This is a genomic window from Hymenobacter endophyticus (genome assembly GCF_032464715.1).
Classification (GTDB): domain Bacteria; phylum Bacteroidota; class Bacteroidia; order Cytophagales; family Hymenobacteraceae; genus Hymenobacter; species Hymenobacter endophyticus.
Window position 1 is genome coordinate 452,678 of the sequence record NZ_JAWDJT010000002.1, and the last position, 12,561, is coordinate 465,238.

The window sequence follows — 12,561 nt, forward strand, 5'->3', positions numbered from 1 at the left end:
CGGTGGCTCACAGCGCCTGGTCAGGCCGCCAGCGGCTCGGCCGCACAAATCTGCGTGGCCTTGGCCGCCGCCCCGGCAGGTGCCCCGCTCTGGCCTTCCCAGATCCGCCGCATCGTCTGGTGCTGTAATTCCTCCACCACCTTGGCATACACCAGTGTGGTCTGAATCTTGGCGTGCCCCATCACCTTCTGTAGCACCTCCACCGGCATACCCCGCAGCAGACTCTGGGTGGCGAACGTGTGCCGGGCCGTGTGGCTGGTCAGCAGCTCATACCGCGGCACCGACTTCTTCAGCACTGCGCCTCCCACCACCGTCGTCACCACCACGTCGTCCACCAGCCCGGCGGCCTTCCCGACGCGCTTCAGGTAGCGGTTCATCACCTGGTTGGTCAGCACCGGCAGCAGCCGCACCCGCTCCGCGTCGGCGTACTTGTCCAGAATGGCCCGCGCCGCCTCCGTCAGGTAGATGCTCACGCCCGTGCGGGTTTTGGTCTGCACCAGCCGCAGGATAACGCCGCCGTCCCACTCGTACAGGTTGCCGCGCTGCAGCGTGAGCACGTCTGAGTAGCGCAGCCCCGTGTAGCAGCAGAACAAGAGCACGTCCCGTACCCGCGTCAGGTAGTCCGGCAGCTCCGCTGCCGCCAGGGCCGTGAGGTTGTCGGCCGTCAGCCACATCTTCAGCACGTCCGCGTGCCGCCCCTGCAGCTTGCGCAGCTCCACCGGTACTACCACGCCGCGCTCCTCCCGGCACCAGCGCAGAAACACCTTCAGCCCGCGCACAAACGAGGCCACCGTGTTCTGCGCCAGGTTCCGTTGGAAGCGCAGGTAGCCCAGCACCCGGTCGTGCGTGGCCAGGTCATACGTCGACGGGCTGAGCACCTCCCCGCAGTCCTGCTCGTAGGCACTCAGCCAGGAGCCCAGCATCCGGCGCTGCCGCAGCGTGTGGTACGCGTAGCCCCGCGCCTGCAGCGAGGCCCAGTGCTCGGCGAAAACCACCGCTATGGATTGGGGCTTGGCTTCCTTCTCAGCAGGAGTTACTGCCGGCCGCAGGGCCGCCTTCAAACCTTCTATGGTAGGCGTCTCCCCCGAGGCCCGCAGCTTACGCCACCAGGCCAAGGTATCAGAGGTCAGACGGGCCAGATAATTGTTGGCTTCTTCCGCCAGCGGGTAAGCCGAGCGAAACTGCTGCTTGTTCGCGTTCCACTCCGTGGGCTTGCACTTCTCGCCCGTGGCATATTTAAGGCGCAGGCTGTTGAAATAGGCAATGAAGTGTACCGGACAGCGGCCGGCGCTGTCCTTCTTGTCTTTGCGAAGAATGAATTGCGTGTTCATCCGGAATAGGGGGCGTAAGAGGGGGCGTGACTCCCGTTGCACAGTCCATATTTCGCGTTGCAGAGTACCAATCGGCCTGAACGCAAAAAACCCGGAAAACCCCTTCTGCTACGTGAGAAGGCATTTTCCGGGTCTTCCGGTTGTTGATTACTGTACCAGAGACGGTTAAGTCCCTCGTGGCTACCATTACACCACTCTGGCAATACTGGTATTGGCTACCGCAACAAAGTAACGGCAAATTCGGCAAACCCCGATCTTAGCCCATAGCCTTTTCTGGCCCTGGCATCCGGAAACTGACTTACCATAAAGCAAAAGACCCTGCGTATTCGGCAGGGTCTTTTATTGGAGCGGGAGACGAGGTTCGAACTCGCGACCTCGACCTTGGCAAGGTCGCGCTCTACCAACTGAGCTACTCTCGCTTTTGATCTTGGCGCCGTAGTGGCGTTTTGATGTGACAAAGGTAGTACAGGAATCCTTGAAGTCAAGAGCACACGCTAAAAAAAGCAGCTAAAAGTGACGTAACAACCCATTGTCAGCTGATTTTCAGGGAGAAAAAATTTAACAAAAATCAGCTGTTTGTAATCTACAGGCTGATCTTAGATGCATTTCGCCCGGCATGGCACCGGCCTATTCCTTCCCAGGCGGTGAATAGACGGGCACCACGCCGGGCAAAAAATCAAGTAGGCTGTTGAGAAATTCACTTCCCGCCGACAGCCAGCTTCAGCTCGTTCAGCTTCAGCAGGGCCTCGATGGGCGTGAGCGTATTCACGTCGAGGCGCTCCAGCAGCTCGCGGATTTTCTCCAAGGCCGGGTCGGCGGGCTCGAACATGCTAAGCTGCACACTAGGCCGTGGGGCATTGTGTACGGCAGCAGTGGGTTGCGCTTTGGGGCCTTTGGCAGCAGCTTCAGCGCGCGTTGCAGGTACTTGACCATTCAAGGGCACTACTTTCCCGCCAGAGCCTAGCTCATCAAGGCCAGCCATCACCTCATCAAATTCAGTGGGCTGCTCGGTATCGACGCCGGCGGAGGTGCGCTCCTGCTCCAGGTGGTGCATGATTTCGTTGGCGCGCAGCACCACCGAGGTGGGCATACCGGCCATGCGGGCCACATGGATGCCGAAACTGTGCTCGGAACCACCGGCCCGCAGCTTGCGCAGGAATAGGATGCGGCCGTCGGCTTCCTTCACCGCCACGTTGTAATTGCGCACGCGGGGACAGTCGTCGGCCAGCTGGTTAAGCTCGTGGTAGTGAGTGGCGAACAGGGTTTTGGCGCGGGCTTTAGGCGAGTTGTGCAGGTGCTCCACAATGGCCCAGGCAATGCTGATACCATCGTAGGTGCTGGTGCCGCGCCCGATTTCGTCCATCAGCACCAGGCTCCGGTCGGAGAGATTATTCAGGATGGAGGCCGTTTCGGTCATCTCCACCATGAAGGTACTCTCCCCCTTGCTGAGGTTATCGGAAGCCCCCACACGGGTGAAAATCTTATCGATGACGCCCACGTGCGCGGCATCGGCGGGCACGAAGGAGCCGATTTGGGCCAGCAGCACAATCAGGGCCGTCTGGCGCAGCAGGGCCGATTTGCCGGCCATGTTGGGGCCGGTAATCACCACAATCTGCTGCTCGTCCTGATTCAGACAGATGTCGTTGGGAATGTACTGCTCGCCGGGGGGCAGCTGGCGCTCAATCACGGGGTGACGGCCGGCTTTGATGTCGAGGTTGGTTGAGTCATCGACCACGGGCTTCACGTAACGGTGCTGGCGGGCGGTGGCGGCAAACGAGGCTAGGCAGTCGGCTACGCCAATAGCGCGGGCGTTTTGCTGAATCTGGGCCACGTACTCGGCGGCAAACAGCACCAGGTCAGTGTAGATTTTCTGCTCAATGACGAACAGGCGCTCCTCGGCGTGCAGGATTTTCTCCTCGTACACCTTCAGCTCCTCGGTGATGTAGCGCTCCGCATTTACCAGCGTCTGCTTCCGAATCCAAGTAGTAGGTACCTTATCCTTGTGGGCATTGGTGACTTCGAGGTAGTAGCCGAACACCTTATTATAGGCTACTTTTAGCGACGAAATACCGGTTTCCTGAATGGCCCGCTGCTGGAGCTGAAACAGGTAATCCTTCCCTGAAAAGGCCATTTGGCGCAACTCATCCAGCTCCTGATCCACGCCGTCATTCAGTACCCCGCCCTGGTTGGTGAGGATGGGCGCATCGGGGCGAATTTTGGTCTGGATTTCGTCGCGTAGGGCGGCGCAGGGATTGAGTTGGTCAGCCAACTTCTGCAGGGCCCGGATGCCGGAGGCGGCCAGCTGCTCCCGAATGGGGCCAATGGCCTCCAGGGCCCGGGCCAGCTGTAGCAACTCACGGGGATTGATGCGGCGCACGGCCACCTTAGAAATCAGCCGCTCTAGGTCCCCAATCTGGCGCAGGTGCTGGAGCAGGTTTTCTAGCAGCTCGGGGGTTTGCAGTAGCGCTTCTACCGTATCAAGGCGGCGCTGGATTTGGGCGGGCTCCTTCAGGGGCAACACCACCCACTTGCGCAGCAGGCGGGCACCCATGGGTGTCACTGTCTGATCAAGGATGTCAATGAGGGGCACGCCGCCGGGGTGCTGAGGCTGCACCAGCTCCAGGTTGCGCACGGTAAACCGGTCGAGCCACACGTACTTGTCCTCCTCCAGGCGGCCGATGCTACCGATGTGGCCCACATCGGTGTGCTTGGTTTCGGCCAGGTAGTGCAGGATGCAGCCGGCGGCGGTAATGCCCTCGCGCAACCCATCAATGCCGAAGCCTTTGAGGGACGTGGTGTTGAAGTGGCGGGTGAGCAGGTCGTAGCCGTAATCGAAGCCGAACACCCATTCTTCCAGCGCAAAATGGCAGTAATCGGGGCCGAAGTTTTCCTCGAAGTCGCGCCGGCTTTTTTTGCAAAACAGCACCTCAGCGGGCTGGAAGTTCTGCAGCAGCTTGCCCAGGTACTCCAGGGTACCCTGAGCCACTAGAAACTCGCCGGTACTGATATCCAGAAACGAAATACCAGCCTCCTGCTTGCCCAGGTGCACGGCGCAGAGGTAGTTGTTGCTCTTGCGCTCCAGCACGTTGTCGTGCAGGCTCACACCGGGCGTCACCAGCTCCGTTACGCCCCGCTTCACCAAGCCCTTGGCCTGCTTGGGATCTTCCAGCTGGTCGCAGATAGCCACGCGCTGCCCCGCCCGCACCAACTTGGGCAGGTAAGTATCGAGGGCATGATGGGGAAAACCGGCCAGGGGCGTCTCGGAAGCGGTACCGGCCCCGCGCTTGGTCAGGGTAATATCTAGGATGCGGGAGGCCGTTACGGCATCCTCGCCGAAGGTTTCGTAGAAGTCACCTACCCGGAACAGCAGCACCGCGCCGGGGTACGTCTGTTTCAGTTGGTAGTATTGCTGCATCAAGGGCGTATCGACTACGGGCGCGGGCCCCAGGGAGCCGTGCGTGCGGATAGGCTTTTTAGTAGAGTCGGCGGATTTGGTTCTCACGGAAAGCGGGGATTCAGGAAGAAGCAGCCGGTCCGGCAGCCAACGTGGCGGGCCTGGGGGCTGAAGGTTCTGCCGTCAGCAACGCCGCGCAGGCGCGCCGGTGTTCCTACCTTTGCCGGTATGCGCAAACTTTCGATGGAAGAGCTGAACCGGCTGACGGTGGCAGACTTCAAAAATACGCGAAAATTCCCCCTCACCCTAGTGCTGGACAACGTGCGGAGCCTGCACAACGTGGGGGCGGCTTTCCGCACCTCTGATGCTTTTGCGGTAGAAAAAGTGTGGCTTTGCGGCATTACCGGCCGTCCACCCCAGCGCGAAATCACCAAAACGGCCCTGGGCTCTACCGAGTCGGTAGCGTGGGAATACGCACCAACTACGCTGGAGGCGCTGCAGCAGCTTAAGGCCGCCGGTTACCAGTTGATAGCCGTGGAGCAAACCACCGGCAGCGTGCCCCTGCCCGCCTTTACAGTGGCGCCCGACCAGCCCTATGCCCTAGTAATGGGCAATGAGGTATTCGGGGTGGAGGATGAGGTGCTGGCCTTCTGCGACGCGGCCGTGGAAATTCCGCAGTTTGGCACCAAGCACAGCCTGAACGTGAGCGTAGCGGCTGGCGTGGTGCTGTGGCATTTTGTGCAGGCTCAGCAGCCCGATACCCCTCCCCACGCGCCGAACAGGCAATAATAAATTGCTGGTTATTTCTGCAATTTGTTGATGAATTCAGTGAAAATTCAGCCAATTGTTGTGTAAATTTGAACGGGCCGCCATGCTGGGCGGCCCGTTTTGGCATCCGGCACTTCTATTACTCAACTACTGCGCACGATTGATGAAATCAACTTTTACACTTCCTTTTCTGCGGACGCTTGGGCTGGCCACGGCGCTGGCGCTACCCGGCCTAGCTACGGCGCAAAATGCCCCCCTCGATCAGGCCCTTGGGGCGCTGAAGGCCCGTCAGGCCAAACTAGGCCTCAAGGCGGCCGACCTCACCGACGCGGCCGTGACCAGTCAGTACACTGATAAGCAGAATGGCGTTACGCACGTATACCTGCGGCAGCGCGTGCAGGGCATAGAAGTGTATGGGGCCGTAGCCGATGTGCACCTGAGCCAGAGCGGCAAAGTAGCCGACTTGCACAGCAGCTTCCTGCCCAACGCAGCCACCCAGGCCCGCAACGCCGCTCCCTCGCTTACAGCAGAGCAGGCCGTAGCGGCAGCAGCCAAGGCCTTAGGCATGAGTGCTCCGCGTGGCCTTAGCCTGCAAAAGGCCGGCTCGGCCGCCGAAGGGATGGAGTTCAATGACGGCGGCATTTCGCTGGATAAAATTCCGGTGAAGCTGATGTACCAGCCCTTGGCTAGCGGCACGCTGCAGCTGGCCTGGGACGTAACGCTGGCCCCACTCAACGGGGAGCATTACTGGAACGTGCGCGTAGATGCCACTTCCGGTGCCCTGCTCGACAAAACGGACTACAACATTTCCGAGAGCTTCAGCATTTCCTCGCTGGTACGCCCCCTGGCTATGGCAGCTTCGGCAGCCGTGCAGCCAGCTGCTCCCACTACCGCTAACAAGCCGGCGGCTCCCAACAGCTACAACGTGTGGCCCATTACTGTAGAAAGCCCCTCGCATGGCGCCCGCCAAGTAGTTACCAACCCTGCCGATGCCGTTACCTCGCCCTTCGGCTGGCATGACACCGACGGCATAGCCGGACCCGAGTACACGATTACCCGGGGCAACAACGTGCACGCCTACGACGACCGAAAAAATACCAACACGTACACTGCTGGTACCAACGTGAGCCCCGATGGTGGTGCCAATCTGGAGTTCGACTTCCCCTTCGATGCGACCTTGCCTGCTCCGGCCGTAAGCAACCTGAATGCGGCCGTAGTCAACCTGTTCTATTGGAACAACCTGATGCACGACGTGATGGCCCGCAAGGGTTTCGACGAAGTTAGCGGAAACTTCCAGGTGAAGAACTACTCCGGCACTGGCCTCGGCAACGACTATGTGCAGGCTGAAGCCCAGGACGCTTCCACTTCCTCCACGGTCAGCCTGAACAACGCCAACTTTGCTACCCCCGCCGATGGGCAACGCCCTCGCATGCAGATGTATCTGTGGGACCGGTCGGTGGCCAACGTGACTATATCGGCCCCTGCTAGCCTGGCTGGCAACATTGAGTCCGTTGAGGCTACGTTTACCCGGCGCCTGTCGCGCACGGGCCCAGTGAGTGGTAATCTGGTACTTGCCAACGATGGTACCACCACCCCTAACCTAGGCTGCTCTGCCTACACCAATGCCGCCGCAGTAGCTGGCAATATTGCTCTTATTGACCGGGGTACCTGTGCCTTCACAATTAAAGTGCAGCAGGCCCAGGCCGCCGGAGCAAAAATGGCTATTGTCATCAATAACAATGGTAACCAGATTCCTTTCGCCTTCACGGGTGACACTACTGGCATCCGGATTCCGGCCGTTATGATTTCGCAGGCCGACGGTAACCGCATCAAAGCCAGCCTCCAAGCCGGCTCCACGGTTAGCCTCACAGTTGGTACGCCAGTTACCTATTACCGCGACGGTGACTTTGATAACGGCATCGTAGCTCACGAATATGGGCACGGCATCTCCAGCCGCCTCACCGGTGGCCCCGCCAACGCCAACTGCCTGAGCAGCGCCGAGCAAATGGGCGAGGGCTGGAGCGACTTTTTCGCGCTGTGGATGACCACTAAGCCCGGCGACGTAGGCACTACCGGCCGCGGTATTGGCACATATGCTTCGTTTGAGCCCACTACCGGTGTCGGTATTCGTCCTACGCAGTACAGCACCAACATGCAAATCAACCCGGCTACCTATGACTACGTGGGTAAAACGGTAGCTAACGTCAATTACAACACGTACGTGGATGCCAGCGGCCAGACCCGCGTGTATGTGCACAGCATTGGCTACATCTGGGCTACTACACTGTGGGATTTGAACTGGGCTTTAATTGGCAAATACGGCTATAACGCAGACCTGAACGCCAACACCGGCGGCAACAACATTGCCCTGCGCCTGGTGCTGGATGGCTGCAAGCTGCAGCCCTGCAACCCCGGTTTCCTGGATGGCCGCAACGCCATTCTGAAGGCTGACTCCATCAACAACAAGGCCGCCAACGCTGCCCTGATCTGGCAGGTGTTTGCCCGCCGCGGCATGGGTGCCAACGCCGTACAAGGCAGCAGCAACGTCCTCACCGACCAGAAAGCCAACTTCGACCTGCCGACGTCCATCCTGAGCACCAAGCAACTGAACGAGCAATTGCTGGAAGTGTACCCCAACCCCGCCAGCGACCAGTTGATGGTGCGCACCCAGGTAGGCAGCAAAGCTCCGGTACAGGTGGAGCTGGTGTCGTTGCTAGGCCAGCGCGTGAGCACGCAGACGGTAACCGCCGCCCGCCTCCAGCAGGAGGGCGTGGTAGTGAACACCAGCAAAGTAGCCGGTGGCATTTACTTGGTACGCCTGACTACTTCAGAAGGCATCATCACCAAAAAAGTAGTAGTGCGTCACTAATCCGACAAACACTTGCCCGTATAAGAACCGCCCGGCAAGCTGCCGGGCGGTTTTTTTATGCCCACACTCATGCCCGAATATCTGCGCCCCGATGGTGCTCTGCTGGCCTTACGCCCTCACATAGCCGCTACCGTAACCCCCGACGATACCCCTGCGGCCCGCTTTGCCCACGGTACCCTCCGGCCCGTACTCAAACTTCAGAATGACGTGCTGCTGCGGATAGTAGCCAGCTTTGTACGGGACCACCACATCCCGCTGGCAACTGCCTCAGCCACGGAGCAGCAACGCCTGCTGGCTGAACTGCTGACACGTAATACGAAGCTGCGCTATACCATAATTGGGCTGGTAACGGGCCTGTTTACCCTGCCCGAGTGGGAAACCTACCACGCCAACCGGCCTGAGCTGAATCGCCGGCTACTGGAGTTGGCTACGCGGCGGGTGCAGGACCAGGCCGGTGCCGTGGCAGTATTAATAGCTGAGTAGAACACAAAAAAGGCCCGCAGTTGCTGCGGGCCTCTTTTTGCGGAATGGCAATTTTACAACCTAGTCGTACTGGGAGTCGCGCAGGTGCACGGGGGCGGCTTTCTTGCGCAAACGCATGTTCAACACCTCCACAATCAGGGAGAAGAACATGGCGAAGTAGATGTAGCCCTTCTCAATTTCCTTGTGGAAGGCTTCCATCACCAGCATCACCCCAATCATAATCAGGAAGGACAAGGCCAGCATTTTGATGGTGGGATTTTTGTTCACAAAATCGGCTACCACACCCGAGAAGACCAGCATTACACCCATCGACAGAATAACGGCCAGAATCATAATCAGCACGTTATCCACCAGGCCCACGGCCGTCAGAATGGAGTCGAAGCTGAACACGATGTCGATGAGGATAATCTGGAAGATGACGCTCCCGAAGGAAGCGCCGCCTTTGCCGCCTTCCTCGTGCTCTTCCTCGCCCTGCAGCTTGGTGTGTATTTCGGTGGTGCTCTTGGCAATCAGGAACAAGCCCCCGGCCAGCAGAATCAGGTCGCGGCCCGTTACGCCAAAGTCGTGGTCGGCCCAGGGAATATCCAGCTGGAACAGCGGCGCCTTCAGGCCCACAATCCAACTAATGCTCATCAGCAGGCCAATACGGCACAGCAGTGCTAGCAGCAGGCCAATGCTGCGCCCCCGCTTCTGCATGTCGCGGGGCAGGCGGTTCACAATAATGGAGATGAAGATGATATTGTCAATCCCTAGCACAATTTCCATGAACGTAAGCGTGAGCAGGCTTACCCAGGTTTGGGGGTCAGAAAAAACTGAAAAATCGAATTGCATGGGGAGATGATAAAATGAGGGAGCACGCAATATGGCAAGGAACCAACCTGATGCAACGATGGGCCACTAGCGGTTGGGTTGCCTATGACTTCATATTGATGAATTGCAAAGGCTGGCCGATGCTGGCCTGGCGCACCGCCGCAATGGCAGCTTGCAGTTCATCTATCTTCTTGGCCGTTACGCGCACCTGGTCATCCTGCATTTGGGCTTCCACCTTCACTTTGGCATCTTTGATAGCCTTGATGATTTTGCGACCTGCTTCTTTGTCTACGCCGGCGCGTACTTTCACTACTTTCTTCACCAACGCCCCATTGGGCTGCTCCTCCTCCGAGAAGTCCAACGCAGTTCCGTCAATGCCCTGCTTTACAATGCGGGTGAGCAGGATATTTTCCAGAGCCTGCACGCGCATAGAGTTTTCCGAGGTCAGGGTGATGAGGTTGGCTTTCTTGTCCAGTTCGATACCGCCTTTGGTGTCGCGCAGGTCGTAGCGGGTTTGCAGTTCTTTTTTGGCTGTATTTACCGCATTTTCGAGAGTTTGCGGATCTACTTTGCTAACGATGTCAAAAGAGGCCATGGGAAATGGGCTGAAAGAAGAGAAAATCAGGACAATGGCCAAAGATAGTAAGGCGCTCTGCGCTCCGTAAGCTTCGGCCTGAAATACCAGCATACCCAGCCACCTTCTCCCGGGTTTCACCTACCCTGCATTTCCGCTGCCATGACCATTACCACCCCCCATACGCCAGCCGAGTGGGCCGCTTACTACCGCCTGCGCTACGAGGTGCTCCGCCAGCCCTGGCAGCAGCCCGAAGGTTCGGAACGTGCCGACGACGACCTAGCCGCCAGCACCACCCATGCGCTCCTGCTGGCCCCTGAAGGCTACGCGGCGGGCGTGGGCCGCCTGCACCCCAGCGGGCCGGGCCAGGGGCAACTGCGGTTCATGGCCGTACATCCGGCGTGGCAGGGTCAGGGCGTGGGCCGGCAGGTGTTGGAGTTTCTGGAGGCAGCGGCAGGGCAACAGGGCCTTCAAGAGCTGGTATTGCAGGCCCGGGAGGCGGCCGTTCCGTTTTACGAGCGGCTTGGGTACACCGTGGTAGCACCCTCGCACACGCTGTTCGGGAGTATTCCGCATTTTCTGATGCGCAAAGAGCTGGCTCCGTAAGGGCGCAGCCCGCAGTGTACATCACCAGCGGTGTGGCCGAAAGTAGCTACTTTTCCAGCCTTCCACCTCCTCGCCTGCTTACCCCATGCAACCTACCTCACTTGACGCGGCAACACTCATAGCCGTGTATAACCGCATTAATCACTACGGGCAGGCCAATGGGATGGAATTGGTGCTAAACCAGCCTGGTGACGTGCGCTATACCATGACCATCCGCAACGAGCACCTCTCCTCCCCCGGCACCTGCCATGGGGGCGTACTGGCCGGCCTCATGGACTCGGCACTGGGGGCAGCGGCCCTTTCCCTGGCGTTTACGGCCGGCGAGTTGGTTTCTACGGTGGAATTTAAAATCAACTACCTGCACCCAGTGCGCCTGCACGACCAGTTGGTGGCCCACGGTGTGGTAGAACACAGCGGTAAAACTCTAGTGGTCAGCAGTGCCACCATTATCTGCCCCACGCGCGACAACCTTATAGTAGCCCGCGGTATGGGCACGTTCAACCGCTACCCCGCCACCAAGCGCGACTTCCATGATCTACTGGTTTCCCCGGAGTAGACCAGTACGTTCAGTTGAGGTAGAATAGTCAGTACCAGCCAAGTGGTTGGTGTGCTACCCTTTTCTCCAGCAAAAAGCCGCCGGAAGCCCTATATAATGGGCTTCCGGCGGCTTTTCAACGTACCGAACCTTTAGGGTTATAGTCGTTCGGGTGAGCTGGCCGACTCGTGTTCGTGGTGGTCGTGGTCGTACTCGTCGTTTTCGTCTATTTCGGGAGCTTCCACTTTACGCACGTTGCGGGCGCAATCTTCGTCGCGGTGGTTGCGACCCACGGTAAACTCTACCCAGTCGCCTTCCCGCAGCTCATTGAAGTCGCCCTCCGCCATATCGGCGTAGCTGAAGAAGAGGTTATTGGGAGGCATTACCACAAAGCCAAAGCCGTTTTTCAGATTTTTGATGGTGCTGATGCCTATCGTACCAACCGGCCCGGCTGCCGTGGGGCCCGTGGGGCGCACTGGCTTCACGGCCGGATACGCTACTGGCTCGGGCGTATTCACGAACATGGTTTCTACTAGTTCGTCGCCGGTGCTCAGGCCCTGGTCAATGATTTCGTGCATCTGAATTGGGTAGGTGGCCTGATCCAATAGCTGCTGCGAAGCGCGGGTAACGCGGTTTTCGCCCTTGAAATCGGTGTATTTGAAATCCCAGTTCAGGAGCATCACGCGGGTACCCACGGTGTTCAGCTTCTTGATTAGGGGTGCATAGTCGGAGTCACCGGCAATCAGCACCACTACGTCAAAGCTCTTGTGGATAGCCAGTTCCAGAGCCTCCAGGGACAGCCACACGTCAATGCCTTTTTCCTGCAAACGACCATCACGGGTTTTCAGGGGCATATAGTGCGTCTGGATACCCATGTTCATCAGGATATCGTCCAGCAGCCGGTCATGAAAGAGGCGGTCCTTGTCGCGGGCCTCCGTTGCGGAGAGGCGGCCACGGAAAAAATGGGCGTCAATAATCTGGCTCAGACGTACATCTACGTCTTCCTCCTCAGCTACCTGATGACGGATAAATTCATGGAGGCCTTCCAAACTGATACGGGCCTTACGATCATGCTGGAAGTAGTAGTAATCACTGATTTTCAGGAAATAATTGCCGTCATAGAAGACGCCGATCCTGATCAGAGGGCTATTCATCTGGTTCATACAAGAAACGGTTTGAGCGCAAAAAGGT

The 12,561-nt window shown here is 58.6% G+C and carries 10 protein-coding genes and 1 tRNA gene; 5 read left to right on the forward strand and 6 right to left on the reverse strand.

The annotated features are described in order from the left end of the window. Nucleotides 1-20: 20 nt before the first annotated feature. From ROI90_RS04300 to mutS, 3 genes are all read right to left on the reverse strand, one after another. A complete protein-coding gene (locus tag ROI90_RS04300) occupies nucleotides 21-1,331 on the reverse strand; it encodes a site-specific integrase (RefSeq protein ID WP_315997099.1) in 1,311 nt (436 codons plus the stop codon). A gap of 343 nt (nucleotides 1,332-1,674) precedes the next feature. Further along, nucleotides 1,675-1,750: transfer RNA gene (locus ROI90_RS04305), tRNA-Gly, on the reverse strand. Between the two features lie 278 nt (nucleotides 1,751-2,028). After that, nucleotides 2,029-4,746 carry a DNA mismatch repair protein MutS gene (gene mutS / locus ROI90_RS04310; protein WP_315997498.1) on the reverse strand — a complete coding sequence of 906 codons (2,718 nt, stop codon included), beginning with the start codon at nucleotides 4,744-4,746 and terminating at the stop codon, nucleotides 2,029-2,031. A gap of 207 nt (nucleotides 4,747-4,953) precedes the next feature. On the opposite strand from mutS, the gene ROI90_RS04315 reads away from it, so the two are divergent. The 3 genes from ROI90_RS04315 (at nucleotide 4,954) to ROI90_RS04325 (ending at nucleotide 8,845) form a co-directional block, all read left to right on the forward strand. Then, nucleotides 4,954-5,514 (forward strand): RNA methyltransferase, encoded by a 561-nt coding sequence (locus tag ROI90_RS04315; protein WP_315997100.1) that lies wholly within the window; start codon nucleotides 4,954-4,956, stop codon nucleotides 5,512-5,514. A gap of 142 nt (nucleotides 5,515-5,656) precedes the next feature. Next, nucleotides 5,657-8,362, forward strand: coding sequence for a T9SS-dependent M36 family metallopeptidase (locus tag ROI90_RS04320; protein ID WP_315997101.1), 2,706 nt, complete (start codon nucleotides 5,657-5,659; stop codon nucleotides 8,360-8,362). A gap of 69 nt (nucleotides 8,363-8,431) precedes the next feature. Next, complete coding sequence (locus tag ROI90_RS04325; protein ID WP_315997102.1) at nucleotides 8,432-8,845, forward strand: hypothetical protein; 414 nt, start codon at nucleotides 8,432-8,434, stop codon at nucleotides 8,843-8,845. A 60-nt stretch (nucleotides 8,846-8,905) separates the two neighbouring features. Here the strand turns inward: ROI90_RS04325 and ROI90_RS04330 are convergent, their stop codons facing one another. Then, entirely contained in the window at nucleotides 8,906-9,676 is a 771-nt protein-coding gene (locus ROI90_RS04330; protein ID WP_315997103.1) for a TerC family protein, read from the reverse strand. 82 nt (nucleotides 9,677-9,758) lie between these two features. Further along, nucleotides 9,759-10,250 (reverse strand): YajQ family cyclic di-GMP-binding protein, encoded by a 492-nt coding sequence (locus tag ROI90_RS04335; RefSeq protein WP_315997104.1) that lies wholly within the window; start codon nucleotides 10,248-10,250, stop codon nucleotides 9,759-9,761. 141 nt (nucleotides 10,251-10,391) lie between these two features. Between ROI90_RS04335 and ROI90_RS04340 the strand changes: the two genes are divergently transcribed. Continuing rightward, nucleotides 10,392-10,835, forward strand: a complete 444-nt coding sequence (locus ROI90_RS04340) for a GNAT family N-acetyltransferase (protein WP_315997105.1) — start codon at nucleotides 10,392-10,394, stop codon at nucleotides 10,833-10,835. An 85-nt stretch (nucleotides 10,836-10,920) separates the two neighbouring features. Then, entirely contained in the window at nucleotides 10,921-11,391 is a 471-nt protein-coding gene (locus tag ROI90_RS04345) for a PaaI family thioesterase (RefSeq protein WP_315997106.1), read from the forward strand. 137 nt (nucleotides 11,392-11,528) lie between these two features. On the opposite strand, the gene ROI90_RS04350 is transcribed toward ROI90_RS04345, so the two are convergent. Continuing rightward, on the reverse strand, nucleotides 11,529-12,533 hold the full coding sequence (locus ROI90_RS04350; protein ID WP_315997107.1) for an NYN domain-containing protein: 1,005 nt from the start codon (nucleotides 12,531-12,533) through the stop codon (nucleotides 11,529-11,531). Between the last annotated feature and the right edge of the window lie 28 nt (nucleotides 12,534-12,561).